Origin of the sequence: Leifsonia sp. NPDC080035 (assembly GCF_040050925.1) — a bacterium.
GTDB lineage: Bacteria > Actinomycetota > Actinomycetes > Actinomycetales > Microbacteriaceae > Leifsonia.
On record NZ_CP157390.1, the window covers coordinates 2,254,986 to 2,281,688 of the forward strand.

Below are 26,703 nucleotides of genomic sequence, written 5' to 3' on the forward strand. Positions count from 1 at the left end.
GTATCGTTACCAAACCGCCTGGGGAAAAACTACCAGGCGTGTCCGGGCGCTGCAAGGAGCAGGGGTGGCTGGTGCGTATTCAGTTGTCGGTGGTGACGGTGCCGCGCACGGAGGCCTTCACGGTGGCGAAGGTCGTGCTCGTGGAGCCCGCCGCACGGCGGACGATGAAGGGGCCGACCGCGGCCGGAACGATGAACGTCTCGGCGTAGTGGACCCGGTACGGGGGGAAGGCGCCGGAGGGGCTGACCACGTCGACGGCGTCGCCCTCGACCAGGTTCAGCACGTTCACGGTGCCCTCGGTGTCGTGGTGCGCCTCCTCGGAGAACCAGTGCCTGCGCACCTCCAGGAACTCGAGCGCGTGCAGCCCCGTCCGCTCCTCGCGCACGCCGCCCTCGTCCGAGATCAGCTCGACCTGGTCGAGGAGGTTCTCGCGCACCCAGTCGGTGTCGCGGTCCCACTGGATGTTGTTGCGGCCGTGCTCCAGGTGGACAGGGCGGGGGATGCCGTCCAGGCCGACGCGTCCCCAGTCCCAGAGCTTGAAGGTGAAGATGAACGGCGTCGCGGAGATCTCGAGCACCATCGAGTCCGCTCCGGACGCGTGCACGGTGCCGGCGGGGATCGAGAAGTGATCGTGCTTGCGCGCAGGGAACCGGTTCACGTACTTCTCGGCGTCGAACGGCGTCTCCGGGTCGGCTGCCGCCTCCAGCGCGCCCAGCATCTCGGCGGGATCGACGCCCTCCTTGGTGCCGAGGTAGACGACCGCGTCGTCCGTCGCGTCGAGCAGGTAGTAGCTCTCGTCCTGCGTGTAGTGCATCCCGAAGGTGTCGAGGATGTAGTCGGTCAGCGGGTGCACCTGCAGCGAGAGGTTGCCGCCCTCCATCGTGTCCAGGAAGTCGAAGCGGATGGGGAACTCCGCGCCGAAGCGCGCGAACGTCTTCGCTCCGAGCAGCTCGCGCGGCCGGGTGAGCACCAGGTCCATCGCGGGGATCTCGACGACGCGGCCGTCCGCCTCCAGCAGCAGGGAGTTCTCCTCCGGCACGCAGTCGAAGCACCACGCGTAGTTGTCCACGGACGGATCGAGGTCCAGCTTCTCCTTCATCCACTGGCCGCCCCACACGCCGGGGTCGAAGAACGGGACGACCCGGAACGGCGTCGTCACCGCTGCGGCGAGGGCGCCGCGGAACGCGTCGCCGGTGATCAGCCCCGCCCCGGCGATGCTGGTGTTGGTGTCGAGCACGAAGTCGACCCGGTCGAACAGCCCGCGCTTGTGCCGGTCGGCGGTGCGCCACTCCACGAAGAAGCCGCGCTTGTACTTGCGCAGGTTGTCCTCGCCGGCGTTCGCGGTGTGCCAGTTGGTGGCGCCTGCGCGCTGGCGGCGCTGGATCTCCCAGCGGGCGAGGTCGGCGAGGACGAGCGTCGCGTGCGGCACGGGGACGAGCGAGGCGCCCCAGCCGACCAGGACCGTCGGGCGGTGCGATGCGGCGACGGCCGCGCCGAGCGCATCGAGCTCCGCGCGGATGTAGAACTCGTCGAGCGTGAAGTGGCTCATCACCCCGAACACCCGGTCGTCGGTGAGGTTGCGGGCGATCATCGCCTCCAGCTGTTCGGCCGGCTTCGCCGCGTCCTCCATGTCGATCACCGTGTAGTCGGGCAGCGCCTCCCGCAGCTCGGCGACGAGTGCGGGCACGTCGACGCCGGGGTAGCAGTCCACCTCGATGATCGGCGCCCCGCCGGAGGCCTGGCGCGCGCTCTCGTCCAGCCGGGCCCACGCCTCCGCGCCGCTCCAGACGGAGCTGCCGGCCGGGAGCGGGATGGTCGGCTGTCGGTCGTAGCTGGATCGGGATGTCACGAGGGATCCTTTCTGGGTCGGCGGGACGCCGCGGAGAGTCCGAGGAGCACCGAGTGCTCCGGCTCCGGTGGGGTGACGATGGGCGGTCGGTGGGAGGAGGACCAGAGGTGGGCGTGCACCAGCGCCTCGAGGCGGGGGAGGAGCACGTCGGCGGCGCGCATCGCGCCCCCGGAGACGACGACGACGTCCGGGTCGTATGCGTGGCACATCCCGACGATGGTCGCGGCCCAGGCGCCGACGAAGCGCTCGAACTCGGCGCCGACCGCGGGGTCGTCGCGGCGCTCGACGAGTTCGCGCAGGCCCGGAGCATCGCCGTCGGCCCGGCGCAGCGCGTCGCCGAGCACGGCGTCGGCGGCGGCATCGCGCTGGAGCGCCCAGGTGCTCGCGACCGCCTCCGCGCAGCCGATGTTGCCGCAGGTGCAGGGCGGCCCGTCGAGCTCGACGGTGATGTGGCCGCCGAGGATGCCGGCGTGGTCGTGGCGGCCGCGCAGCAGTTCGCCGTCGATCATGGCGGCCGTGCCGATGCCGGTGCCCAGTGTCACCAGGACGGCGTCGCGGGCACCGGCGGCGCAGCCGTGCACGACCTCGCCGAGAAGAGCGGCGCGGGCGTCGTTCTCGACGACCGCGGGAAGGGAGAAGGCGGTCTGCGACCAGGCGTCGAGGTCCATCCCGCGCGCCCAGCCGTACTTGCCGTGGGCCGCGACGAGCGAGGCCGAGGCGCGGTCGACGACGCCGGGGACGGCGATCGCGACGGCGTCGAACGGGATGCCGAGGCCGGTCGCGGTGTCCCGCACCGCGCCGAGGTCGGCGGCGGAGCCGGTGTTGGGGAGGGCGCCCGAGGCGAGGACCGCCGCGCCGTCGAGGACTCCGAGCTTGATCTCGGTGCCGCCGAGGTCGATGCACAGCGTGCTCATCCCGGGCTCCTTCCCGTGTTGGTATCGTTACCATCGCACACGCGGCCGCGCAGCGTCAACTCCGCGTCGCGCGGCTCAGTCGCGGGCGACGCGCAGTGGTGTCGGCATCTCGACGGAGCGCGGCGCGCCATCCGGCCGCTCCAGCAGGCGATCGAAGAGCAGGCGGGCGGCCTGCCGGCCGAGCTCGCGCGGGTCGTGCATGACCACGGTCACCGGCATCGGCATGAGCTCGGCGAGCTCGAAGTCGTCGAAGCTCACGATGGCGGGCAGCGTCGATCGGCCCTCGCCGGTCATCCGGCCGGCGAGCGCGCGGATGGCGCCGATGGTGTTCCGGTTGTTGGCGGAGAACACCGCCGTGGGCGGGCTGTCGGCGCCGAGCAGCTCGATCATCGCGGCCGAGGCGGTGTCGACGTCCTGCTGGCCGCGGCGGACGATGCCGAGGTCGACCGGGATGCCGGCCTCCTCGAGCGCCTGGCAGTAGCCCTCGAAGCGGCGCTTGCCGGTGAAGACGCTGGTCACGTTGCCGAGGTACGCGATCCTGGTGTGGCCCGCCTGGATGAGGGCGGCCGTGCCGCGCCGGGCGCCACCGACGTCGTCGAGCACCACGGAGTCGGCCGGGACGCCGTCGACGGTCCTGGACGCCAGCACCAGCGGCGTCTCCCGGAGCGCATCCGGCTGCAGGTGCGCGGCGTCCTCACCTGAGGGCACCACGATCAGGCCCTCGACCTGCCTGCCGATGAAGTCGGTGATCACGAGGCGTTCGCGGGCGATGTCCTCGCCGGTGTTGCCGAGCAGGATGCGCCGGCCGTACTGCGCGGCGACCTCCTCGACGCCGAGCGCGAAGTTGCCGTAGTACGGGTTGCCGAGGTTCGTGATGGCGACGCCGATCAGGCCGCTCGTGTGTCCAGGGCGCAGGCTCCTGGCGTTCTCGTTCCGGTGGTAGCCGAGTGCAGCGACGGCCTCGAGCACGCGGTCCTGCATGTCGGGCCGCACGTTCTTGCCGCCCGCAAGGGTGCGCGAGACGGTCATCGGGCTCACGCCGGCGCGCAGGGCGACCTCGCGGATGGTCGGCTGCTTGGCCGGCCCCTCGGGCAGCGTCTCGGTCATCTCGCTCCTTCGGCGGGCCGTTTCGCAACCCAACCTATCCAAGCTCTCCCGTCCCGCGCCCCGCGGTGCTACGGTGTCGGGCATTGGTAACGATATCAAGACGATATCAGGACAGCGCCGTCGCCCTCCAGCGCGGCCGACCGAACGGAGTGTCATGCCTCGCCATCCCCGTCGCACCCACCGGAGTGTGCGCACCTCGACCCTGGTCGCCGCTGTCGCGGCCGGGACGGTCGCCGTCGGCCTGCTCGCGGCCCCCGCCGGAGCGGCCCCCGTCGCCGCGGCCCCATCCTCCGCGGCCCCCACTCCGGCGTCGGCCGGCGCGGGTCCCTCGACCCCATCCGCTCCGACCGGGGCCGACGTCGACCAGCGCCTCGCCGACCGGTTCGAGCACTACGGCGACACGGCGGGCAGGTGGACCGGCGCGGACTCCGCGTACAGCGTCCCGCTGCCCGGCGGCGGCGTCGCCTGGCTCTACTCGGACACGTTCCTCGGCACCGTGAATCCCGACCACTCCCGCCCTGCCGACTCCCCGTTCGTGCACAACTCGATCGTCGTCGACCGCGGCGGCCGGCTGACCACCTACACGGGCGGGACGGCGACCGCCCCGCAGTCGCTTGTCACGGTCGCTGGCGGCGACGAGCAGCAGGACTGGTACTGGTTCGGCGACGGCACGGTCGAGGGCTCGCACCTGAGGGTGATGCTGCTGCACTTCCGCAAGACCGGCACCGGCGTCTTCGACTTCGCCTACGTCGGCAGCGCCGTCGCCTCGTTCTCGCTGCCGACCATGCGGCTGGACGGCGTGGTCACACGGCCGGAGGGCACCGTGGAATGGGGGTCGGCCATCCTCGAGCAGGGCCCGTGGACCTACGTCTACGGCGTCGAGGACCTGCAGTCGACCAAGTACATGCACGTCGCCCGGGTCCGCACGAACGGCCTGACACGGGCGCCGTGGCAGTTCTGGAGCGGCTCGGGATGGTCCGCGGACGAGTCCGCGTCGGCCCGCGTGATGGGCGGCGTCGCCAACGAGTACAGCGTCACGCGCTTCCAGGGCGGCTTCGCGCTGGTGACCGGTGACTCCACCGAGATCCTGAGCCCGCACATCGTGCTCTACCGGTCGGCGTCGCCCACCGGACCGTTCACGCAGAAGACGCTCCTCTACACGACCCCCGAGACCGCGGGCAACGTGTTCACTTACAACGCGAAGGCGCACCCGGAGCTGTCGCGGTCGGGGTCGCTGCTCGTCACCTACAACGTGAACAGCTTCGATACCGCCGATGTCTACCGGGACGTCGACAACTACCGCCCGCGCTACATCGACGTGCGGTTCGGGTGACCGGGAGCGTCCGCTGACGGGATACCCGCGGCGCACGATTTGCGCGGCGCCGCGGGTATCCCGTACCCTTATCGAAGCCAAAGACCGCTGGTCGACATGTTCGCATGTCCGAAGTCCCATCCAGGTGGGGGCCCGCGCAGGTGTATGAAGCAAGTTTTCCCGCAGTTCTCTGCGTCGACAAGCTCCGTGCCCTGCGCCGGAGCTTTTTTCATTTCCCGCGGTCGAGGCGCACATCGCTCCCGCGGTGTGCGACGAAGAAGATTGAGGAGTAGGCCATGGCGAACAAGGAAGCCACGGTTGCCGAGCTGGAGAATCTGTTCGACAGCTCGACCGCCGTTCTGCTGACCGAGTACCGCGGTCTCACGGTGTCGCAGCTCAAGGAGCTGCGCTCATCCATCCGTGAGCACGCGACGTACGCCGTGGTGAAGAACACGCTGACCAAGATCGCGGCCAACAACAAGGGAATCTCGTCGTTCGACGAGGAGCTCGTTGGGCCGTCCGCGATCGCCTTCGTGCACGGTGACCCTGTCGCCGTCGCGAAGTCGCTGCGTGACTTCGCCAAGGCAAACCCTCTGCTGGTGGTCAAGGGCGGTTACTTCGACGGTAACGCCCTGACCGCAGAAGAGGTAGGCAAGCTCGCCGACCTCGAGTCCCGTGAGGTACTGCTGGCCAAGCTGGCCGGCGCCTTCAAGGCCTCGCTGTTCGGAGCCGCATATCTGTTCAACGCACCGCTGTCGCAGGCCGTTCGCACGGTCGACGCGCTGCGTGAGAAGCAGGAGTCCGCTGCCTGATCCGTCACGGATCCTGCCAGCGGTGAGTAACCACAGAAACTAAGGAGAGAACAATGGCAAAGCTGTCGACTGACGAGCTGCTTGACGCGTTCAAGGAGCTGACCCTCATCGAGCTCAGCGAGTTCGTGAAGAAGTTCGAGGAGACCTTCGAGGTCACCGCCGCCGCCCCCGTCGCCGTGGCCGCCCCGGCCGCCGGTGGCGCTGGTGCCGCTGCCGAAGAGGTCGAGGAGAAGGACTCGTTCGACGTCGTCCTCGAGGCCGCCGGTGACAAGAAGATCCAGGTCATCAAGGAGGTGCGCGCCCTCACCAGCCTCGGCCTCGGTGAGGCGAAGGCCCTCGTTGACGGCGCGCCGAGCACCGTGCTCGAGGGCGCCAACAAGGAGACCGCTGAGAAGGCGAAGGCCCAGCTCGAAGAGGCTGGCGCCACCATCACCCTCAAGTAGTAAGCGCCCCATCGGGGCTCTTCTACGACAGGCTGACAGGCTCGTCTTCGTGTCGTAAGACACGTGCGCGACGCGGACTCCTCGCAAGAGAGTGTCCGCGTTGTGGAGGGCGTCGCCCCCGCTACGGGGCGACGCCCTCCGTGCGTTTAAGACGTACGGGCGCGGATGCTCACCCATCCACCCGCGTCCGATCGCGCCTGCTCGCGTGCATCGGTGTGCAAGGACGCACAACCGTAAGGAAGAACCACGATGAACAGATGGCGGCGCTACGCCTCCACGCTGCGCGGACTCGGGTCCGCGCTCCTGCACGGGGACGACCGCGACAGCGGCGCCCACCCGCCGGATCTGTACCGCAGGACCCTGCTCTACGACAGGTACCTGCGGTAGACCCGACACCACGAAGCGCCCTCGGCCACGGCCGGGGGCGCTTCGCGCGTCCGCGTCCACTCTCTGCTCGTGCGATGAATTCCGGAGATTCGGGCCGCCTGCGGCGGGGAAACCGTTCGAACGGACATCCGCCCGGCGCGTCGTGCGAGAACTCCGTACGAACCGACGGCCATACACTGACCGGATGACCGCCGACCTCGACGCCACCCGCACGGCCTACGACCTCGTCGCCGCCGACTACGCCGACCTGCTGCGCGACGAGCTCGCGGAGAAGCCGTTGGAGCGGGCGATGCTCGCCGCGTTCGCCGAGCAGGTCGAGCGCTCGGGCGGCGGACCGGTCGCCGATCTCGGTTGCGGACCCGGCCGGATCGCCGCGCACCTGGCCGGGCTCGGGGTGGACGTGCGCGGGCTCGACCTCTCCGCCGGGATGGTGGACGTGGCGCGGGCGGAGCACCCGGGCATCCCGTTCGAGGTGGGCGCGATGGCGGAACTGCCGTACGCGGACGGGGCGCTCGCGGGAGCGCTCGCCTGGTACTCGATCATCCACACGCCGCAGGAGGGTCAACCGGCCCTGTTCGCCGAGTTCGCGCGGGTCGTGCGCCCGGGCGGCCGGCTGCTGCTGGCGTTCCAGGTGAGCGAGCGGGCGGACGAGGACGTCGTGCACCTCACTCGCGCGTACGGCCACGACATCGACCTGCGGACCAGGCGCCAGCATCCTGCCCGAGTGCGGGAACGGCTCCGGGCGGCAGGATTCACGCCGACCGCCGAGCTGCTGCGCGAGCCGGAGGCGCCGGAGAAGTCGCGGCAGGCGTTCCTGCTCTCCATTCGCGACGCCACTTGATTTATATAGGCGAGCTATATAAAATTGTCGCCGTGCCCGAGACCCTCATCACCACAGAAGCAGACACCGCCGCCCTCCGGCAGACCCTCGGCGACCTCGTCGTCGCGAGCCACCGGCTGACCCGCATCGCGGCACGCGTCACCGGCAGCACCGAGTCGCCCGCCACCTGGCGGACGCTCAGCGTGCTGCAGAGCGCCGGCCCGATGCGCCTCGGCGAGCTCGCCACCCAGAGCCGCGTCTCGCAGCCGACGATGACCAAGATCGTCCGCAACCTCGTCGACTCCGAGTGGGTGAAGCGCATCGCCGACACGGATGACGCGCGCGCCTGGCAGATCGCCCTCACCCCCAGGGGCGCTGACGCGCTGCAGAACTGGCGCGACACGCTCGCGGACGCGCTCGTCCCGATGTTCGCCGACATCACAGAGGAGGAGCTCGCGGCGATGAGCCTCACCGTGCAGGTCATCGCCTCGCGTGCCGACCTGTCGGCCGCCGCCTCCGCGGCCCTCTCCGGTCGCTGACCGGCCCCGGCGCTCACCCTTCCGTACCCTTTCCACCGAACCTTCAGGAGCCTCAGTCCTTCCATGTCCCACGAGAAACCGGACAACATCCTCAAGCAGCCCACCGCCGTCTGGGCCGTCGCCTTCGCGTCGGTCATCGCCTTCATGGGCATCGGCCTCGTCGACCCGATCCTCCCCGCCATCGCCAAGAGCCTGCAGGCGACGCCGACCCAGACGGAGATGCTCTTCACGAGCTACCTCCTGATCACCGGCGCCGCGATGTTCTTCACCAGCTGGATCTCCAGCCGCATCGGCGCGAAGAAGACGCTGCTGATCGGCCTCGCGCTGATCGTGCTGTTCGCGCTCGCGGCCGGCCTGTCGCAGAACGTGGAGTCGATCATCGGTTTCCGCGCCGGCTGGGGCCTCGGGAATGCGCTCTTCATCTCCACCGCGCTCGCCACCATCGTGGGCGCGGCGTCGGGCGGAACGTCGGCGGCGATCATCCTGTACGAGGCGGCGCTCGGACTCGGCATCGCGATCGGCCCGCTGCTCGGTGGACTGCTCGGCAGCTGGAGCTGGCGCGGACCGTTCTTCGGGACGGCGACCCTGATGGCGATCGGCTTCATCGCCATCGTCTCGATGCTCAAGAAGACGCCGGAGAAGCCGACGCCGACGAAGCTCTCCGCCCCGTTCCGGGCGCTCGGCCGTCCTGCGCTCGGCTTCCTCGCGGGCGCCGCGCTGTTCTACAACATCGGCTTCTTCGTGCTGCTGGCGTACACGCCGTTCGCGCTGGTGCCGCTGGGAGTCGAGGACGCGATCACGCTCGGCCTGATCTTCTTCGGCTGGGGCGTGGCGCTGGCGGTCACCTCGGTGTGGGTCGCCCCGCTGCTGACGGCGCGGCTGCCGCGCACCCGGGTGCTGTGGCTGGTCATGCCGCTGCTGGCCATCGACCTGGCCGCGGCCGGCCTGTTCAGCTCGTCGCTGGTCGCGCTGATCGTCTGCGTGATCGTCGGCGGTCTGCTCCTCGGCATCCTGAACACCGTGCTCACGGAGTGCGTGATGGAGGCCACCGACCTGCCGCGCTCGGTCGCGTCGAGCGCCTACTCCGGCGTCCGGTTCCTCGGCGGCGCGATCGCCCCGCCCGCCGCGACGCTGCTCGCCGACACCATCAGCCCGGCGACGCCGTTCTATGCCGGCGCGATCTCGGTGCTCATCGCCGTGGCACTCGTGATGGTCGGCCACAAGCACCTCAAGCGCGTGGACGCGCCGCAGGAGACGCAGCAGCAGGAGGCGGAGGTCCTGGCCGTCGCCGACGCCGACTGAGTCGCTCGACCCGCGCCCGGATCGACCCCGCTGTCGGTTCCGGAGTTCTTCCCGCCTCCGCACGGCGTGTTGCGTGAAGAACTCCGGAAGCGATGGCGGGAACGCCGCGCAATGCGAAGAGCCGCCCCGTTCCTAGGCAGGGCGGCTCTTCCCGTCACCTTCTAGGAGTTGGGGACGGGCCGACCGTCGGCACGCGATCGTGCCTACCCGAAAGGCGCGATCGGCCAACGGCCAGCAATGACATTATTTCAGACGAATCGCGTGTTCACGTTCACAACACCGATTGACACGTCATTTCGTCCACCCTCCACGTCATCCCGGGCGCGTCGTGCACAGTGCGTCTTGCGTTCCCGGTCTCAGCGTCGTCAGCGCGACGGCGCCGCCGTCGACCTGCGGACCACCAGCCGCGCGTCCGCCCGAACCGAGCGCGTACTCGGCTCCGCTCCTCCGAGCTCGTCGAGCAGGATGCGCGTGGCGAGCGCTCCCTGCTCGAACGGGCTCTGCGCCATCGTCGTGAGGCCGAAGCACTCCGCGTAGTCGTGGTCGTCGATGCCGATGACCGAGAGGTCCTCCGGCACCCGCAGGCGGTGGTCGCCCGCGGCGAGGATGGCGCCGAACGCCATCTCGTCCGAGCCGGCGAAGATCGCCGTCGGGCGCGGCCCCGGACGGTCGAGCAACCGGTTGACCGCCGCGCGGCCCTCCGGGAGCGAGAACCCGCCGGGGATGACCCACTCCGGCCGCACCGGCAGGTGCGCCGTCCGCATCGCCTGCTCGAACCCGCGGAGCCGGCCGACGGGGACGTTGCTGTTCAGCCCCTCCTCGTCCTCGCCGCCCAGGTGCGCGATCTCGGTGTGACCGAGCGAGATGAGGTGCTCGGTCGCCGTGCGCGCGGTCGACTTCTCGTCGATCCCGATGCTGCGCAGACCCTTGACCGGGCCGCCGACGACGATCGTCGGGTGACCGAGCGTCGCCAGCTGCTCGCGCTCCTCCGCGGTGAAGTCCAGGCAGAGCGCGAGCAGCGCATCCGTGCGTTTGCGCAGGATGCTGCGGTGGAACACCCGCTCACGGTCGCCGCGGTGGCCGCCCAGGTTGAACAGGATCATGTCGTAGCTGGCCGAGCGCAGCTCGGCGTCGACACCCTCCAGCACCTGCGTGTAGAACCAGCGGCTCACCGAGGGGACGACGACGCCGAGCGCGAGCGTCCGGCCGCTGGCGAGGCCGGACGCGCTCGACGACGCGACGTAGCCCAGCTCGTCCGCGGCGCGGCGCACGGCGGCCCGCGTCTTGTCCGACACGTTGGGGAGCCCCCGCAGCGCTCGCGACACGGTGGCCGTGGAGACCCCGGTCGCGCGCGCGACCTCCTCGATTCCTGCCATCGCGGTCCCCGGTCAGGAGTCCTGCCCGAGCCTGGCCTCCTCCGCCCGGAGGCGCGCCGCCAGGATGCGACGGCGCGCCTGCCAGAGCGCGATGAAGGCCAGCACGAGCGCGAGCGTCGTGAGCGCCCAGCCGAGGGCCGGCTGCCCGGTCAGCTCGCAGGCCGCCGTGATGATCAGGAACGCGACACCGAAGAACCCCACGAAGCCGAGACCGACATCGACCAGTTCCAGCGGATCGTTCCAGCGCATCCGTTCAGCCCTTCACTCCACCTGCGGTCAGGCCTGCGACGATCCGGCGCTGGAAGATGAGCACCAGGATGATCAGCGGCACGGTCACGATCGTACCGGCCGCCATGACGGCCGTGTACGGCTCCTGGTGCGGCTGGCTGCCGGTGAACGAGGCGATGGCCACCGTGACCGGCTGCGTCGCATCGCTCGACAGCTGGCTGGAGATCAGGAACTCGTTCCACGAGGAGATGAACGCGAGGATCGCGGTCGTGAACACGGCGGGCGCCGCTAGCGGCAGGATGATCTTCCGGAACGCCTGCGCCTGGGTGCAGCCGTCGATCCGCGCCGCCTCCTCCAGGTCCCACGGCATCTCGCGGAAGAAGGAGACGAGCGTGTAGACCGTCAGCGGGAGCGCGAACGAGATCTCCGGGATGATCAGCGCCTGGTAGGTGCCCATCCAGCCGATGTTCGTGAACAGCTGGAACAGCGGGGTGATGAGCGCGACGCCGGGGAACATCGAGGCGGCCAGGATGATCCCCAGGATGATGCCCTTGAACTTGAACTCGAGGCGCGCGAGCGCGTACGAGGCGAAGATGCCGACCACGAGCGAGATCGCCGTGACGCAGACGCCGATGAACAGCGAGTTCAGCAGCGCCTGGCCGAGGTGGTTGCCGAGGTTGGTCGACAGCGCCGTCACGTAGTTGTCCAGCGTCACGTGGGTGAACCACGGCGTGTTGTCGTTGGTGTAGCCGACGTCGCGGAACGACGTGACGACCATCCAGTAGAACGGCAGCAGGCACCAGAGCACGATGACGATCGCCTGGACGATGGTGCGGATGCTCTGGTTGCGGTTGCGCGACCTGGTGCGGTTCTTGGTGCGCGTGCGGGGGAGGGCGTTCGCCTCCGCGGTGGCCGACGCGGGCCCGGCGACGGTGGTCATCACTTGGCTCCCTTCGCTTGCGTCTCCTGTGTTCGCACGACGTTCGTGCCGAGGAACCGCACGAAGATGAAGGCGACCAGGAAGATGAGGATGAACGTGATGGTGGAGAGGGCAGCGGCGCTGTTGAAGCCCTGCCTGATCTGATCCACCACCAGAATGGACAGCGTCGTGGTCGCATGGCCCGTGCCTCCGCCGCCGCCGGTCAGGATCTGCGGCAGGTCGTAGATGCGGAGCGCGTCGAGGACGCGGAACAGGACGGCGACCATCAGGGCCGGCTTCAGCAGCGGCATGGTCACGCGCCAGAAGCGCTGCCACGTGCTGGCGCCGTCCATCTTCGCCGCCTCGTAGACGTCCTCCGGGATGATCTGGAGGCCGGCCAGGATGAGCAGCGCCATGAACGGCGTCGTCTTCCAGGTGTCGGCGATGATGACCGCGAACCGGGACGCCCATTCGTCGCTCGTCCACAGGATGTGGGTGTTCAGGATGGCGTTGGCGACACCGGCGACCGAGAAGATGAAGAACCACAGCTTCGCGGTGACGGCGGTGGGGATCGCCCACGGGATCAGGATGGCCGCGCGGACGAAGCCGCGGCCGCGGAACGCGCGGTTCATGATGAGCGCGAACCAGAGTCCGAGCACGGTCTCCAGGACGACGGTGGTGACCGTGAAGAAGAAGGTGACCCCGACGGCGCTCCAAAAAGTGGAGCCGAGGTTGCCGGGCGGGCAGGCGATGGTCTCGCCGTTCGGGCCGGCGCACTGCTGGAACAGCCAGTGGGCGTAGTTCTGGAATCCGGCGAAGCCGCCCTGCACGAACAGGCCGGTGGCGGGGTCGAGGCCCGCATCCTTCTGGAACGACATCACCACGGCGCTGACGATCGGGTAGCCGATGACGACGGCGAGCAGGATCAGCGTGGGGATGATCAGGTAGAAGGCCCAGCGGCTCTGCTGGCGGCGGTTGTGCTTGACTCCGGCGCGCTGCTCGGGCGGCCTGTTCTTGGTTGATGAGGGGGCGACGACGTTCGACGTTGACATGTGCTGCCTCCGGGAGGGAAAGCTGTGGGGTATGGGGACCGGGCGGCGGGAAGGGTCCCGCCGCCCGGCGACCGCGTCAGGGCGTTACTGCCCGGAGCTGGCGGTCTTGATGGCCGACGCCATGTCCTTCAGCGCCTGGTCGACGGACTTGTCGCCCTTCAGCGCGGCGTACGAGTTGTCCTGAACGGCCTTGGTGATGGCCGGGTAGAACGGCGAGACGGGACGCGGCACCGCGTTCTCGATCGACGTCTTCAGGGTGGACAGGTACGGCAGCTGCTGGTTCAGGCCCGCGTCGTCGTACAGCGACGAGAGGACAGGGGCCAGCGAGCCCTGCGTCACGAAGAACTTCTGGGTCTCCTCGCTCTGGAGGAACTTCAGGAATTCGAACGCGGTGGCCTTGTGCTTCGAGTACACGCTGATCGCCGCGTTGTGACCGCCCAGGCTCGAGACGCCGGGCTTGTCGGCGGTGATGCCGGGAAGCGGCGCGATGCCGAAGGTGTTCTTGACCGTGGACGAGCCGTCGGTCTTGGCCAGGTTGTACACGTAGGGCCAGTTGCGCAGGAACATCAGCTTGCCGGCCTCGAACGCCTGACGGCCCTGCTCCTCCTGGTAGGTGATGGCCTCGGCCGGGATCTGCCCGTTCTTGAAGCCGTCCACCAGGCGGGTCAAACCTGCCTTGGCCTCGGAGCTGTCGACGGTGACGGTCTTGCCGTCGTCGCCGACGATGGTGCCGCCGTTGGTGTTGATGGCCTCCGCCACGTTCACCGTCAGACCCTCGTACTGGGCGAACTGCCCGGCGTAGCAGCCGATGCCCTTCGCCTTGGCGATGTCGCAGTCCTTGAGCATGTCATCCCACGTCTTCGGCGGGGTGGGGACCAGGTCCTTGCGGTAGTAGAGGATGCCGCCGTCGGAGGTCTGCGGGGCCGCGTACTGCGTCCCGTTGTAGGTTCCCGACTTGACGGTCGGCGCCAGCAGGGCCGAGTTGTCCATCTTGAAGTCGCCCTTCAGCGGCTGGAGCCAGCCCTTCGCGGCGAACTCACCGGTCCAGACGACGTCGACGTCCACGACGTCGTAGTTCGAGTCCTTCGCCTGGAAGTGCTGCACGAGGTCGTCGTGCTGCTGGTCGGCCTGGTCGGTCTGCTCCTTGAAGGTGACCTTCTCGTTCGGGTGGGCCGCGTTCCACTTCTCGATGAGCGGACGGACGACGTTCGAGTTGTCCTTGCCCTGCACGTAGGTGATCGGACCCTTGCCGGTGAGGTTCGCGTTGGCGTCCCCGCCCCCGCTGCCTCCGGATCCGCCGCCGGTACATCCCGCCAGTGCAAGGCCAACCAGGGCCACACCGGCGATCACGGAGAGACGTGCTGCTTTCATTTCACTCCTCGTTGAGCTCTTGGTGCAGGCGCGGGCGCGCCCGTCGACACCGTACCCCCGCCTTCGCGTGCGATGCAAGCGTTTACGTCAAGCGCTTGCATGCGCGCGCATTGCGGTTTGGTCACGGCGCGTCTGCCCGCGAGCGGGGGACAGGCGGGGTGCAGCAGGCGGCGTCGGCGCGCGGAGTTAGGCTTTCGGGTGTGAGTGGGATGCGCGGCATGGGCGGAGGCGGGATGCGCTCGCGCGTCAGCGGCGGCGATGCGGAGGCGCAGAAGGCGCTGAACGCGACGGCGCCGAGGATCCCGCACCTGTTCCGCCGGATCGTGGCCCTGTTCGCACCGCACCGGATGGCGATCATCGTGACGATGGTGCTGGTCCTGGTCGGGGCCGCGCTCTCCGTCGTGCCGCCGCTGCTCACCCAGCGCGCCTTCGACGACGGCCTGTTCCCGAAGAGCGGCACCCCGGACATGCCGGTGCTGATCGAGATCGTCGTGCTGATGATCGTGGTGTTCGTCGGCTCCGCGCTGCTCGGCGTCTGGCAGACCTACCTGACGGCGACGGTCGGCAACAAGGTGATGGGGGCGCTCCGGGTCCGGCTCTTCTCGCACCTGCAGTCGATGGAGCTGAGCTTCTTCACCAAGACCAAGACCGGCATCATCCAGTCGCGGCTGCAGAACGACGTCGGCGGCGTCGCGAGCGTGCTGACCAACACGATGTCGAGCATCCTCGGCAACACCGTCACCGTGATCGCCGCGCTCGTCGCGATGCTGCTGCTGAACTGGCAACTGACGATCGTCGCGGTCATCCTGATGCCGATCCTGGTGATCGCGCAGCGGCGCGTCGGCCAGGTCCGCGCGCGGATCGCCACGAAGACGCAGGAGTCGCTCTCGGACATGACGGCGATCACGCAGGAGACGCTGAGCGTGTCCGGCATCCTGCTCTCGAAGAGCTTCAACCGGCAGGCGGCCGAGGTGGAGCGCTACTCGGACGAGAACCGCAACCAGATCCGGCTGCAGGTCTCCCAGGCGATGAGCGGCCAGTGGTTCTTCGCGATGGTCAACATCTTCCTGTCGTCCATCCCCGCCATCGTCTACCTGGTCTCCGGCTGGCTCGTGCTCGGGGGCGCGCACGATATCACCGCCGGCACGATCGTCGCCTTCACGACGGTGCAGGCCCGGCTGCTGTTCCCGCTGCTCGCCCTGATGCGCGTCGCGCTCGACCTGCAGACCTCCGGCGCGCTGTTCGCCCGGATCTTCGAGTACCTGGACCTGAAGCCGGCGATCGCCGACACGCCGGACGCGGTGCCCGTCGACGAGGGCGCCGGCCTCGGCCGCATCGAGTTCGACCACGTCGTGTTCCGGTACCCGGACGCGCGGCCGGGCGAGCGCAACACGCTCGACGACGTCTCCTTCGTGATCGAGCCGGGGGAGTTCGCGGCGTTCGTCGGGCCGAGCGGCGCGGGAAAGACCACGGTCTCGTACCTCATCCCGCGGTTCTACGACGCGACCGGCGGCCGCATCCTGTTCGGGGACGCGGACATCCGCAGCCTGCAGCAGGACTCGCTGGTCTCGCACATCGGCGTCGTGAGCCAGGAGACGTACCTCTTCCACGCCACGATCGCGGAGAACCTGCGCTACGCGCGGCCGGACGCTACCCAGGAGCAGCTGGAGACGGCGGCGAAGCGGGCGAACATCCACGAGACGATCGTCGGCTTCCCCGACGGCTACGCGACCGTGGTCGGCGAGCGCGGCTACCGGCTCTCCGGCGGCGAGAAGCAGCGGATCGCGATCGCGCGCGTGCTGCTGAAGGACCCCGAGGTGCTCATCCTCGACGAGGCGACGAGCGCCCTCGACACGATCTCGGAGCGGGTGGTGCAGCAGGCGCTGGACACCGCATCCCGCGGCCGCACGACGATCGCGATCGCGCACCGGCTCTCCACCATCGTGGCGGCGGACGTCATCTTCGTCATCGACCACGGACAGGTCGTGGAGCGGGGCACGCACAGGGAGCTGCTGGAGCTCGGCGGCGTGTACTCGCGCCTCTACCGCGAGCAGACCGAGGGGGCGCTCGCGCCGGAGGCGTAGCGCCGTCGCCGGGTGCATCGGCGACTGGGGTCGTTCGGGACGTTCCGGGGATGCTCGAGCACGGGCACACGTACCGAACGGGGCAGTCGCGCGCCGCGTCCCGGTGTTAGGCTGGCCTAACAATCTAGTGAGGGGGGGCGAGGATGGCGCTGGAGCTAACCGACCGGCCGACACGCGCCCCGCTGCGCCTCCTGCTCCTCCTCGGGCCGGCGTTCGTCGCCGCCATCGCCTACGTCGACCCGGGCAACGTCGCGGCCAACCTGACCGCGGGCGCGCGCTACGGCTACCTGCTGGTCTGGGTGCTGGTGGCGGCCAACGCGATCGCCGTCTTCGTGCAGTACCAGTCGGCGAAGCTGGGGATCGTCACCGGGCGGAGCCTGCCCGAGCTGCTGGGATCGCGACTGGGCAACGCCGCACGTCGCGCGTACTGGGCACAGGCCGAACTGGTTGCGGCGGCGACCGACATCGCCGAGGTGATCGGCGGCGCGATCGCGCTCAACCTGCTGTTCGGCCTGCCGTTGCCGCTCGGCGGCCTCATCGTCGGGGTCGCGGCGATCGGCATCCTCGCCGTGCAGTCCCGGCACGGGCAGCGGCCGTTCGAGGTGGTGATCTGCACGCTGCTCGGCGTCATCGCGGTCGGCTTCCTGGCCGGGCTGTTCGTCAGCCCGGTGGACTGGGGCGCCGCGGCGGGCGGACTGGTCCCGCGCTTCGACGGCGCGCCGACCGTGCTGCTCGCGGCGAGCATGCTCGGCGCCACCGTCATGCCGCACGCGATCTACCTCCACTCGGCGCTCGCCCGCGACCGGCACGGCGCGAGCGAGGACACCGGCCGCGTGCGCACGCTGCTGCGCGCGACCCGGCTGGATGTGCTCCTCGCGCTCATCCTCGCCGGCGCGGTGAACGTCGCCATGCTGCTGCTGGCCGCGTCCTCGCTCGCCGGCGTGGCGGGGACCGACACCATCGAGGGCGCGCACGCCGCCATCGGAAACGCCCTCGGGCCGGTGATCGCGGCGATCTTCGCGATCGGGCTGCTCGCCTCCGGCCTCGCATCGACCTCCGTCGGCAGCTACGCGGGCGCGACGATCATGGGCGGCCTGCTGCGCGTGCGGATCCCGCTGCTCGCCCGGCGGGTGGTCACGCTCATCCCGGCCATCGTCATCCTCGCGCTCGGGGCCGACCCGACCTGGGCGCTGGTGCTGTCGCAGGTGTTCCTGAGCCTGGGCATCCCGTTCGCGATGATCCCGCTGCTGCGCCTCACCGGTTCGCGAGCGGTGATGGGCGAGCGCGCGGACGCGGTGTGGGTTCGCATCGCGGGCGGCGCCGTTGCCGGCCTCGTGGTGCTCCTGAACCTCGCCCTGGTGGTCCTCACCGTCACCGGCGCCGCCTGACCCGCGCTCCCGCGCCGGTCCCTCCGGCACCGGTCCCGCCGAGTGGCAGGTTGTTGTCGCTTCTCGCGGCGAATGGTGACAACAAGGCGCCACTCGATGGCCGCGCCGCGCCCGCCGGTCCCGCCGCTCCTGCCGCTTCCGCCGGGGCCGCCGGCCCCTGCCGAGAGGGGCGAAGTGGGGCGGGAGGCGCGGCGGGCCGAGGGTCAGGGTGCGGCGACCCAGACGGCGGACGCGGCCGTCGCGCCGAGCACCAGCGGCTCGCCGCCGATGCGGACCGTCACGTCGCCGGCGAACTCGCGGTGCTCGTCGACGGTGACCAGCGCATCCAGGCCGACGCCGCGCTCGCCGAGGTAGCGCAGCACCGCGGGATCGGCGTCGGAGATGCGCACGACCGTGAGCGGCACCCCGGTCTCGGCGGAGAGCAGCGGGACCGCCTCCGGGCGCCGCGGTGTCCCGTCCGCGGTCGGGATCGGGTCGCCGTGCGGGTCGCGCGCCGGGTAGCCGAGCCGGCGGTCGATCCGGTCGACCAGCTCGTCGGACACCGCGTGCTCGAGCACCTCGGCCTCGTCGTGCACCTCGTCCCAGCCGTAGCCGAGCTCCTCCACCAGGAACGTCTCGATGAGCCGGTGCCTGCGCACCATCGCGACGGCGCCGCGTCGGCCCGCCTCGGTCAGCTCGATCCCGCCGTACGGCTCGTGCACCAGCAGACCCTGGTCGGCGAGCCGGCGGATGCCGTCCGAGACGGTCGCAGCCCGCACGCCCATCCGCTCGGACAGCTGTTTGACGGTGACCGGATCGCCCGCCCACTCCGTGGCGGACCAGATGATCTTCAGATAGTCCTGGGCCACGGGCGAGAGGTCGGACACGGGCATGCAAGCGATTCTAGGCGGGGCGCGGATGCGCGGAGGTAACAGTGGCCGCCTGCCGCAGCCCTCCTGTTACGGTGGAGCCCGTGAAGTACGCAGAGACCATCATCGACTTGGTCGGCGACACCCCGCTCGTGAAGCTCAACCGGCTGACCGACGGGATCGCGGCGACGGTGCTCGTCAAACTCGAGTACCTGAACCCCGGCGGATCGTCGAAGGACCGCATCGCCTCCCGCATCATCGACGCCGCGGAGCAGGAGGGGCTGCTGAAGCCCGGCGGGACCATCGTGGAACCAACCAGCGGCAACACCGGCGTGGGCCTCGCGCTCGTCGCCCAGCAGCGCGGCTACCGGTGCGTGTTCGTGCTCCCGGACAAGGTGGGCGAGGACAAGCGCAACGTCCTCACCGCCTATGGCGCGGAGATCGTCGTGACACCGACGTCCGTGGCGCCCGACCATCCCGACTCCTACTACTCGGTGTCCGACCGGCTGGCCGCGGAGATCCCCGGGGCGTTCAAGCCCAATCAGTACTTCAACCCGAACGGGCCGCGCAGCCACTACGAGACCACCGGTCCGGAGATCTGGCGCGACACGGACGGCCGGATCACCCACTTCGTCGCCGGCGTCGGCACCGGCGGCACGATCTCGGGCACCGGCCGCTACCTCAAGGAGATCTCGGAGGGCCGGGTGCGCATCGTCGGCGCAGACCCCGAGGGCTCGGTCTACTCCGGCGGCACCGGCCGCCCGTACCTGGTCGAGGGCGTCGGAGAGGACTTCTGGCCGGGCGCATACGACCCGAGCGTGGTGGACGAGGTCATCCCCGTCACCGACGCCGAGTCGTTCCACATGACACGGCGGCTGGCGCGTGAGGAGGGCATCCTCGTCGGCGGTTCCAGCGGGATGGCGGTCGTCGCCGCACTGCGCGCCGCGAAGGACCTCGGCCCGGACGACGTCGTTGTCGTGCTGCTGCCGGACGGCGGCCGCGGCTACCTGGCGAAGATCTTCAACGACAAGTGGATGCGCTCCTACGGCTTCAGCGAGGTCCCTGACGAGGCGACGGTGCACGACATCGTGCGCACCAAGCGCGGTGACCTGCCCGACCTGGTCCACACGCATCCCAGCGAGACGGTGCACGACGCGATCGAGATCATGAACACGTACGGCGTCTCGCAGCTGCCGGTGCTGACCGCGGAGCCGCCGGTCGTCATGGGCGAGGTGGCGGGCGCGCTGGACGAGGCGTCGCTCGTCGACGCCGTGTTCAGCGGCCGCGCGAAGATGAGCGACCCCGTCGGCGCGCACCTCGGCGAGCCGCTGCCGCTGATCGGCGTCAACGAGTCCGTCACGGCGGCACGCTCCGCGCTCGCCGTCTCGAGCGCTCTGATGGTGACCGAGGACGGCAAGCCCGTCGCGGTGCTCACCCGCCAGGACCTCCTCACCTACCTCAGCGAATAGCCCCGCCGCACACACCCACACGCACACCCCCACGCAGGAAGACAGCAATGACCCACGGTTTCGCCACCCGCGCCATCCACGTCGGCCAGGAGTTCGACCCGACGACCGGCGCCATCATCCCGCCCATCTACCAGACCTCGACGTTCGTGCAGGACGGCGTCGGCGGCCTCCGCGGCGGCTACGAGTACGGGCGGGCGGGCAACCCGACCCGGACGTCGCTGGAGACCCTGCTCGCCTCGCTCGAGGGCGGCGTGCGCGGCCTCTCGTTCGCGTCCGGTCTGGCGGCGGAGGACGCGCTGCTGCGCGCCGTGCTGCGCCCGGGCGACCACGTGGTGCTCGGCAACGACGTGTACGGCGGCACCCACCGCCTGATCAACCGCATCCACGGCGCGTGGGATGTGCGCAACACGACGGTCGACCTCACCGATCTGGATGCCGTGCGCACCGCGCTGGCCGGCGATCGCACCCGCGTGCTCTGGATCGAGACGCCCAGCAACCCGCTGATGAAGATCAGCGACCTCGCGGCCCTGGTCGAGCTGGGCCACGCTGCGGGAGCCCTCGTCGTCGTCGACAACACCTTCGCGTCGCCCGCCCTGCAGCAGCCGCTGTCGTTCGGGGCGGACGTGGTCGTCCACTCGACCACGAAGTACCTCGGCGGCCACTCCGACGTCATCGGCGGCGCCCTGGTCTTCGCGGACGAGGAGCTGGCGGAGAAGGTGCAGTTCATCCAGTTCGCGGCCGGTGCCGTGTCGGCGCCGATGGACGCGTGGCTCACCGTGCGCGGCATCAAGACCCTGGACGTGCGGATGCAGCGGCACAGCGCGAACGCGCAGGCGATCGCCGAGGCACTGGTGGGCCACGCCGGCATCGACGCCGTGTACTACCCGGGACTGCCCGGCCACCCCGGCCACGAGCTCGCGGTGAAGCAGATGAGCGGGTTCGGCGGGATGCTGTCGGTCGCGCTGAGCGGGGGCGCGGCCGCGGCCCGGCGGTTCGCGGAGTCCACCGAGGTGTTCCAGCTGGCCGAGTCGCTCGGCGGCGTCGAGTCGCTGATCGGCTACCCGGCCGAGATGACGCACGCGTCGGTGCGCGGCACGGAGCTCGAGGTGCCGGACAACATCATCCGGCTCTCGGTCGGCATCGAGGACGCGGCGGACCTCCTCGCCGACGTGGAGCAGGCCCTCGCCCGCTGAGCGGAGCACCCGCCGAGTACGCGGATTCTCTGCGTACTCGACGGTTTCGGGCTGATCTTCTGCGTATTCGACGGCTAAGGTCGGGTGGGTGGAGCAGAGGCTGTCGCTGGTGACGTTGGGGGTTTCGGATCTCGCGCGGGCGCGCGCGTTCTACGAGGACGGGCTCGGCTGGGCACCGGCCGACGCCCCGGACGGGGTCGTCTTCTATCAGCTGCCGGGCATGGCGTTCGCGCTGTTCGGCCGCGACGACCTCGCCGAGGATGCGCGCCTGGAGATCGACGGTCGGTTCAGCGGCATCACCCTGGCCTGCAACCAGCGCACCGAGGCCGACGTGGATGCGGTGCTCGCGCAGGCGGAAGCCGCGGGCGCGCGCATCCTCAAGCCGGCGGAGCGGGTGTTCTGGGGCGGCTACTCGGGCTACTTCGCCGACCTCGACGGCCACGTCTGGGAGGTCGCGTACAACCCCGGCTGGGCCCTCGCGGAGGACGGCACGCTCACGCTCGGCTGACAGCGTCCCGCGCGACGGCCAGCCGGTCGGCGAAGCGGGAGATCCTGGCCTTCGAGAGGTTCTGCTTCGCGATCCACCTGGCGTCCGCGTCGGAGGAGGTGGCAAGGCGCTCGAGCACCGGGATGCCGGCGTCGGGATGCGCGGCGGCGACGACGCTGACGGCGTAGCCGAGCGCCTGCCGCAGCACGCGCACGTCGTCGTCGCGGCGGTGCTCCGCCGGGACCGCCAGCAACAGGTCGGCGGCGTCCTCCACGATCCCGCACGCCTCGGCGGCCTGTGCAGGGTCCTTCAAGAGCGGCGGCTCCGCGACCGCAGCGACGGCAGCGCGCACGCGCAACGGGTCGCCCGAGCGCAGCCACGCGCGCACGGCCGGCACCCCGGCGCGCCAGTCCGCCGCCAGGACGCGCTGCATCCCGGTCGCCGCCAGCTCCCGCACCCGCCAGCGCGGGTCGGCTGCCGCGACGTCGAGCAGCGGGACCTCGCCGATCGCGCCGGCGGCGAGTGCCGCGGTCGCGGGCAGGAACTCGGCCGCGCCCTCCGGCACGGCGCCGGAGAAGCGCGGCGGCGAGGCGAGCCAGTCCGTCAGGAGCGCGAGAAGCGCATCCCTGTCCTCGGCGGGACGGGCGGCCGCGACGTCGGCGAACCGGTGCGCGAGCTCCAGGTTCGCCCGCGGCCCCGGCAGACGGCTGTCGGCGGCGAGTGCGGTCTCGAGCGCGGCACGGTCACCGTGCAGGGCGGCCGAGAGCAGGTCGGCTAGGGGCGGCATGGTGCGGAGTCTAGCCGTCGCGTCCGGCCGCGGATGCGGGAAGATCGGGGGATGACGAGCATCCGGCCGGCCGGCCCCTCCGACGCGGCGCACGTGCTCCGCCTCTTCGACGACGCCATCGCCTGGTTCGCCACCATCGGCAACACCCGCCAGTGGGGCACCGAGCCGTTGTCGGCGCAACCGAAGCAGGTGAGCAGGGTGGAGGGCTGGGTGGCGGAACCGGGCGCGTGGATCGCCGAGCATCCCGAGGCCGGGCCCGTCGGCTTCCTCGTGCTCGGCGAGCCGACCGACTACGTGTGGCCCGCCGACGAGCCGGAGCTGTATGTGCGGGTGCTGATCGGCTCCCGCGACCCGCGCGGGAAGGGCGTCGGACGCGCCCTGCTGCGCTTCGCCGACGAGCAGGCGGAGGCGGCGGGCGTCGGGCTGCTGCGCGTCGACTGCTACGCGGGCGCGTCCGGCGACCTCGTCCGGTTCTACGAGTCCTGCGGCTACGAGCGGACCGAGACGTTCACGGTCGGGGACTGGCCGGGCCAGGTGCTGGCGCGCCGCGTCCGCTGACAGCGTGCGCCAAGCCGCACACGGGGTATTGCCGGAGGGCGCGCCGGCACGGATAGTGGTCTCGTGAGGACCTTGGGGGTGGAGGAGGAGCTTCTCCTCGTGGATTCGCGCGGGCTTGCGACCCCGGTGGCGCCGCTCGCGCTCGCCGACCGGCCGGACGGCGAGGCCGGGGCGCGCCTCAGCGCCGAGATCCAGCAGGAGATGATCGAGACCCAGACGCGCCCGCACACGGACAACGACCTCATCCTCGCCGACATCGTCGCGGGCCGACAGCTCGCCGACGCCCTGGCGCGGCCGCACGGCGCCCGCGCGGCCGCGGTGGCCATGTCCCCGATGCGGCTGCGGCCGCACGTGACGGAGGACCCGCGCTACGCGAAGATGCTGGAGCGCTACGGACTCACCGCCCGTGGCACGCTGGTGTGCGGATGCCACGTCCACGTCGCCATCGAGTCGCGGGAGGAGGGCGTCGCCATCCTCGACCGCATCCGCAACTGGCTGCCGGTGCTGCTGGCGCTGAGCGTGAACTCGCCGTTCTTCGGTGGTGCCGACACCGGCCACGCCAGTTACCGGTTCGTCGCGTGGCACCAGTGGCAGAGCGCGGGCCCGACCGACCTGTTCGGCTCCGTGGAGGCCTACGACCGGTTCGAGCGGTTGCTGGTGGACACCGGGGTTATTCTGGACAAGGGGATGCTCTACCTGGACGCCCGGCTCTCGCACAAGCAGCCGACGGTCGAGGTGCGCGTCGCGGACGTCTGCCTCGACGCCAGGGACACGGTGGTGCTCGCCGCCCTCGTGCGCGGGCTCGTCGACACCGCGGTCGCCGAGTGGCGCGCGGGGATCGCGCCCCTGCCCGTCCCGTCCGCGGCGCTGCGGCTCGCCGAGTGGCAGGCGGCGCTCACAGGAACGAGCGGGAGCCTGCCCCACCCCGTGACCGGCCGCGAGGTGCCGGCGGCGGATGCGGTGCACGCGCTGGTGTCGCACACCGGCGCTGCGCTCGCGGCGAACGGCGACCTCGCGCGCGTGCGCGAAGGCGTCTCCCGCATCCTCGCGACCGGCGGCGGCGCGGGGATGCAGCGCGCCGCGTTCGCCCGCCGGGGCCGGATGCGGGACGTGGTCGCCTCCGCTGTGGCGGCGACGCACGAGCTCGGCGAGGAGGACGACGACCGTTTCGTCGCCTGAGGCGACAGTCCCTTCCGCGCGGAAGGGATCGCGCCTATCCTGCGGACATGACGGGGAAGGAACTCGCACACCAGCACGCCGTCTACTCGTACGGCTCGCTGCCGCTGACGCTCATGTACAGCCCGACGGCGACCGCGGCGTGGGAGGTGTACTTCGGTGGCGAGTACCTGGGCCTGATCGAGGAGACGCACCAGGAGGGCGCGCTGTTCCCCGCCTTCGTCGCCCGCCTGCCCGGCGAGGAGGAGACCGGCGACGGGACCCCGGCCCGCGACTGGCGGATCGCGGTGGAGGTCCTCGCCGAGAACGCCGGGTTGTGAGGGTCCCGCTCGCGCTGCGCCGCTAGGGTGTGGGGATGCGTTCAGGCTTTGGCGGCGGCCGACGCGTCCTCGCCGCCGTCGGCGGCATCGCCGTGCTCGCAGCGGTGCTGTTCTTCGTCTCCGGTGCGTGGGTCCCATGGTGGGACGGCATCACGATGGGCGGCATCGACAGAACAGTCATGAACGACACGACGCACACGATCACATGGCACTGCGGGACCGGTGATCGGCCGATGCGGCCGGGCGAGACGGAGACCCTGCACTTCGCGACCCAGTCCCTCGACGAGAGCGCCTGCAGCCGGGCCGACGACATCGAACTCTGCGTGGACACGAACGGACCGGAGCGCGGCCGAGCGGTGCCGGCCTCCGACGCCGTGCGGGAGTGGGCCTGCACGTGACTCCCGCCGCTCAGCGCCGCAGAGAGCCGAGATGGTGGTTTGCTCATCCTCGTCGGCCGGACGTCCGGCGGGTTCCCGGGGAAGCCGGCGTAGCGTTGAGCATGTGGACGACCTCAGGCGCGTGCGGAGCCGCACGAACGACCCCGCCGAAGCGGATGCCCTCCTGCGGGAGGCGAACGGGCGATTCGCGTTCTCCCGGGACCCGGGAGCGGACTTCACCTTCGATGTGAAGCAGGACGGCGACGATGAGCTGTCCGTCGGCCTCTACCGCATCGGCGGCCGCTGGGAGTCGGACGGCGAGTTCGACCAGTTCTCCCTGTCGGCCGTGTTCTCCGGCGACTACGCCTGGGAGATCGACGGCGACCGGGACTCGTCGTACCGGATGCCGTTCCTCTCCCGTCCGGGCCACGACCTGTTCGGTCATGGCCGCGACCTCTCCATCGTCAACATCTACATCTCGGCCGAGAAGCTGGGGGAGGTGGCGCGCGTCGTCTACGCGGACGACGCGATCGTCCCCGAGTTCGCGTCGCCTCGCCCGGTGAGCCCCGACAAGGGACGCTGGGCGCAGCAGGTGGCGCAGGTGGCGGCCGAGTTCGTCCGGTCGGGCACGATCGACAACAGCATGGTCCGCGCCGGTCTCTTCCACACCGTCGCCCTGGCCGTGCTGGAGTGCTTCCCGCTGACAGGCCAGCGCGAGGACCGGCCGACGACGGCGCAGGGGCAGAGGCAGGTGCACCGCCGCGCGATGCGGTTCGTGGACGACAACCTCTCGCTGCCGATCACGCCGGCTGATCTCGCCGCCGCAGCCGGGACCAGCCTGTTCGGGCTGGACGCCGCGTTCCGCGCCCACACCGGATCCAGCTCGGGCGCGTACCTCCGCCAGGCGCGGCTGTCGGCGGCGCACGCCGACCGGATGCGCGGCCCGGTCGAGACGGACGCGGTCGTCGCCGCCCGCTGGGGCTTCGCCTCCGCGGACCGGTTCCGGCGCGCGTACGACGCCGTCTATGGCCCGGAGGAGCCTCCCGCCGCCTGACCCCGCGGCTGTCGGCCGCGACGGGTCAGAACGCGAACTGCGACCACTCGTCTCTGGCCAGGTGGACCCGCTCGCCGAACCTCTCGACGATCCACTCCTTTGGCGTTCCGCTCAGATATGTGCAGAGCACCGTCTCGCTGCTCCAGCCATCGGCCGAACGAACCCAGCGGACAAGATGGATGTCCTGTCCCGCTTTCGGTGCGTTCCCGATCGGTGTGTCGTAGGTCGTCATGCGGCACCCCTCCCCAGATGTGCTGCCAACGCCCCCCAAGAGGGGCCCTTGGCACGACCTTAGTGGGGTACAGCGCCGGGGTACAAGTGTTTTCGGGTGAACGGTGGGCGACGTCAGGTCGTCGGGTCGTCCTCGTCGCCGGCGGCCGCGTCGTCCCTGGGCTCGACGACACCGTCGGCGTCGTACGGGCCGCCGCCCTCGCCCTCGGCGAGCGCATCGATGTCGATCGGTTCACCCGACGGGGTCTCGGGGAAGTTCTCTTTCGCGTCGGTCATGCCCGGAATGGTACGCCGGGAGGC

Annotated in this window: 29 protein-coding genes; 17 read left to right on the forward strand and 12 right to left on the reverse strand. The window is 70.5% G+C overall.

Going from position 1 to position 26,703, the window contains the following annotated elements; genetic code table 11:
* Positions 1-79: 79 nt before the first annotated feature.
* The 3 genes from AAME72_RS11070 to AAME72_RS11080 form a co-directional block, all read right to left on the reverse strand.
* Positions 80-1,849, reverse strand: coding sequence for a class I mannose-6-phosphate isomerase (locus AAME72_RS11070; RefSeq protein ID WP_348786618.1), 1,770 nt, complete (start codon positions 1,847-1,849; stop codon positions 80-82).
* Complete coding sequence (locus AAME72_RS11075; protein WP_348786619.1) at positions 1,846-2,763, reverse strand: ROK family protein; 918 nt, start codon at positions 2,761-2,763, stop codon at positions 1,846-1,848. The genes AAME72_RS11070 and AAME72_RS11075 overlap by 4 nt, the downstream gene beginning before the upstream one ends.
* Positions 2,764-2,838: 75 nt before the next feature.
* Complete coding sequence (locus tag AAME72_RS11080; RefSeq protein ID WP_348786620.1) at positions 2,839-3,870, reverse strand: LacI family DNA-binding transcriptional regulator; 1,032 nt, start codon at positions 3,868-3,870, stop codon at positions 2,839-2,841.
* Between the two features lie 187 nt (positions 3,871-4,057).
* Between AAME72_RS11080 and AAME72_RS11085 the strand changes: the two genes are divergently transcribed.
* From AAME72_RS11085 to AAME72_RS11115, 7 genes are all read left to right on the forward strand, one after another.
* On the forward strand, positions 4,058-5,203 hold the full coding sequence (locus tag AAME72_RS11085) for a DUF4185 domain-containing protein (RefSeq protein ID WP_348786621.1): 1,146 nt from the start codon (positions 4,058-4,060) through the stop codon (positions 5,201-5,203).
* A 275-nt stretch (positions 5,204-5,478) separates the two neighbouring features.
* The gene (gene rplJ / locus AAME72_RS11090; protein ID WP_348786622.1) at positions 5,479-5,994 is read left to right on the forward strand and encodes a 50S ribosomal protein L10; all 516 of its coding nucleotides are present in this window, start codon (positions 5,479-5,481) and stop codon (positions 5,992-5,994) included.
* Between the two features lie 53 nt (positions 5,995-6,047).
* Positions 6,048-6,437 carry a 50S ribosomal protein L7/L12 gene (rplL, locus tag AAME72_RS11095; protein ID WP_185278456.1) on the forward strand — a complete coding sequence of 130 codons (390 nt, stop codon included), beginning with the start codon at positions 6,048-6,050 and terminating at the stop codon, positions 6,435-6,437.
* A gap of 249 nt (positions 6,438-6,686) precedes the next feature.
* Positions 6,687-6,824 (forward strand): hypothetical protein, encoded by a 138-nt coding sequence (locus AAME72_RS11100; protein ID WP_348786623.1) that lies wholly within the window; start codon positions 6,687-6,689, stop codon positions 6,822-6,824.
* Positions 6,825-7,008: 184 nt separating this feature from the next.
* Positions 7,009-7,665: a class I SAM-dependent methyltransferase gene (locus AAME72_RS11105; RefSeq protein ID WP_348786624.1), complete on the forward strand. Its 657-nt coding sequence runs from the start codon at positions 7,009-7,011 to the stop codon at positions 7,663-7,665.
* A gap of 32 nt (positions 7,666-7,697) precedes the next feature.
* Positions 7,698-8,183 carry a MarR family transcriptional regulator gene (locus AAME72_RS11110; protein WP_348786625.1) on the forward strand — a complete coding sequence of 162 codons (486 nt, stop codon included), beginning with the start codon at positions 7,698-7,700 and terminating at the stop codon, positions 8,181-8,183.
* 63 nt (positions 8,184-8,246) lie between these two features.
* Positions 8,247-9,485 carry an MFS transporter gene (locus AAME72_RS11115; RefSeq protein WP_348786626.1) on the forward strand — a complete coding sequence of 413 codons (1,239 nt, stop codon included), beginning with the start codon at positions 8,247-8,249 and terminating at the stop codon, positions 9,483-9,485.
* A 365-nt stretch (positions 9,486-9,850) separates the two neighbouring features.
* On the opposite strand, the gene AAME72_RS11120 is transcribed toward AAME72_RS11115, so the two are convergent.
* The 5 genes from AAME72_RS11120 to AAME72_RS11140 all read right to left on the reverse strand — a co-directional run bounded on the left by AAME72_RS11120 (position 9,851) and on the right by AAME72_RS11140 (position 14,431).
* The gene (locus tag AAME72_RS11120) at positions 9,851-10,861 is read right to left on the reverse strand and encodes a LacI family DNA-binding transcriptional regulator (protein ID WP_348786627.1); all 1,011 of its coding nucleotides are present in this window, start codon (positions 10,859-10,861) and stop codon (positions 9,851-9,853) included.
* Between the two features lie 12 nt (positions 10,862-10,873).
* On the reverse strand, positions 10,874-11,110 hold the full coding sequence (locus AAME72_RS11125; protein WP_348786628.1) for a hypothetical protein: 237 nt from the start codon (positions 11,108-11,110) through the stop codon (positions 10,874-10,876).
* A gap of 4 nt (positions 11,111-11,114) precedes the next feature.
* Positions 11,115-12,029, reverse strand: a complete 915-nt coding sequence (locus AAME72_RS11130; protein WP_348786629.1) for a carbohydrate ABC transporter permease — start codon at positions 12,027-12,029, stop codon at positions 11,115-11,117.
* Positions 12,029-13,060: a sugar ABC transporter permease gene (locus AAME72_RS11135; protein WP_348786630.1), complete on the reverse strand. Its 1,032-nt coding sequence runs from the start codon at positions 13,058-13,060 to the stop codon at positions 12,029-12,031. The genes AAME72_RS11130 and AAME72_RS11135 overlap by 1 nt, the downstream gene beginning before the upstream one ends.
* A gap of 84 nt (positions 13,061-13,144) precedes the next feature.
* Entirely contained in the window at positions 13,145-14,431 is a 1,287-nt protein-coding gene (locus AAME72_RS11140; RefSeq protein ID WP_348786631.1) for an ABC transporter substrate-binding protein, read from the reverse strand.
* A gap of 209 nt (positions 14,432-14,640) precedes the next feature.
* Between AAME72_RS11140 and AAME72_RS11145 the strand changes: the two genes are divergently transcribed.
* Entirely contained in the window at positions 14,641-16,515 is a 1,875-nt protein-coding gene (locus AAME72_RS11145) for an ABC transporter ATP-binding protein (protein WP_348790119.1), read from the forward strand.
* Positions 16,516-16,658: 143 nt separating this feature from the next.
* Positions 16,659-17,903, forward strand: coding sequence for an Nramp family divalent metal transporter (locus AAME72_RS11150; protein WP_348786632.1), 1,245 nt, complete (start codon positions 16,659-16,661; stop codon positions 17,901-17,903).
* 203 nt (positions 17,904-18,106) lie between these two features.
* Here the strand turns inward: AAME72_RS11150 and AAME72_RS11155 are convergent, their stop codons facing one another.
* Complete coding sequence (locus AAME72_RS11155; RefSeq protein WP_348786633.1) at positions 18,107-18,775, reverse strand: metal-dependent transcriptional regulator; 669 nt, start codon at positions 18,773-18,775, stop codon at positions 18,107-18,109.
* A gap of 80 nt (positions 18,776-18,855) precedes the next feature.
* Here AAME72_RS11155 and AAME72_RS11160 point away from each other — a divergent pair, with 80 nt between their 5' ends.
* The 3 genes from AAME72_RS11160 to AAME72_RS11170 all read left to right on the forward strand — a co-directional run bounded on the left by AAME72_RS11160 (position 18,856) and on the right by AAME72_RS11170 (position 21,921).
* A complete protein-coding gene (locus AAME72_RS11160; RefSeq protein WP_348786634.1) occupies positions 18,856-20,220 on the forward strand; it encodes a cystathionine beta-synthase in 1,365 nt (454 codons plus the stop codon).
* Positions 20,221-20,267: 47 nt separating this feature from the next.
* Positions 20,268-21,413 carry a cystathionine gamma-synthase gene (locus tag AAME72_RS11165; RefSeq protein WP_348786635.1) on the forward strand — a complete coding sequence of 382 codons (1,146 nt, stop codon included), beginning with the start codon at positions 20,268-20,270 and terminating at the stop codon, positions 21,411-21,413.
* 88 nt (positions 21,414-21,501) lie between these two features.
* Positions 21,502-21,921 carry a VOC family protein gene (locus AAME72_RS11170; RefSeq protein ID WP_348786636.1) on the forward strand — a complete coding sequence of 140 codons (420 nt, stop codon included), beginning with the start codon at positions 21,502-21,504 and terminating at the stop codon, positions 21,919-21,921.
* Here AAME72_RS11170 and AAME72_RS11175 read toward each other — a convergent pair.
* The gene (locus AAME72_RS11175) at positions 21,908-22,687 is read right to left on the reverse strand and encodes a hypothetical protein (protein ID WP_348786637.1); all 780 of its coding nucleotides are present in this window, start codon (positions 22,685-22,687) and stop codon (positions 21,908-21,910) included. The two genes, AAME72_RS11170 and AAME72_RS11175, sit on opposite strands and share 14 nt — an antisense overlap.
* A 51-nt stretch (positions 22,688-22,738) precedes the next feature.
* Between AAME72_RS11175 and AAME72_RS11180 the strand changes: the two genes are divergently transcribed.
* The 5 genes from AAME72_RS11180 to AAME72_RS11200 all read left to right on the forward strand — a co-directional run bounded on the left by AAME72_RS11180 (position 22,739) and on the right by AAME72_RS11200 (position 26,172).
* Positions 22,739-23,245, forward strand: coding sequence for a GNAT family N-acetyltransferase (locus tag AAME72_RS11180; RefSeq protein WP_348786638.1), 507 nt, complete (start codon positions 22,739-22,741; stop codon positions 23,243-23,245).
* A gap of 63 nt (positions 23,246-23,308) precedes the next feature.
* Entirely contained in the window at positions 23,309-24,424 is a 1,116-nt protein-coding gene (locus AAME72_RS11185; RefSeq protein WP_348786639.1) for a glutamate--cysteine ligase, read from the forward strand.
* A 47-nt stretch (positions 24,425-24,471) separates the two neighbouring features.
* Complete coding sequence (locus AAME72_RS11190) at positions 24,472-24,741, forward strand: hypothetical protein (RefSeq protein WP_314149476.1); 270 nt, start codon at positions 24,472-24,474, stop codon at positions 24,739-24,741.
* A 35-nt stretch (positions 24,742-24,776) separates the two neighbouring features.
* Entirely contained in the window at positions 24,777-25,139 is a 363-nt protein-coding gene (locus AAME72_RS11195; protein WP_348786640.1) for a hypothetical protein, read from the forward strand.
* A gap of 103 nt (positions 25,140-25,242) precedes the next feature.
* Positions 25,243-26,172: an AraC family transcriptional regulator gene (locus AAME72_RS11200; RefSeq protein ID WP_348786641.1), complete on the forward strand. Its 930-nt coding sequence runs from the start codon at positions 25,243-25,245 to the stop codon at positions 26,170-26,172.
* A 25-nt stretch (positions 26,173-26,197) separates the two neighbouring features.
* On the opposite strand, the gene AAME72_RS11205 is transcribed toward AAME72_RS11200, so the two are convergent.
* On the reverse strand, positions 26,198-26,404 hold the full coding sequence (locus tag AAME72_RS11205; protein ID WP_348786642.1) for a hypothetical protein: 207 nt from the start codon (positions 26,402-26,404) through the stop codon (positions 26,198-26,200).
* Positions 26,405-26,517: 113 nt separating this feature from the next.
* Positions 26,518-26,679, reverse strand: coding sequence for a hypothetical protein (locus AAME72_RS11210; protein ID WP_348786643.1), 162 nt, complete (start codon positions 26,677-26,679; stop codon positions 26,518-26,520).
* Positions 26,680-26,703 lie beyond the last annotated feature (24 nt).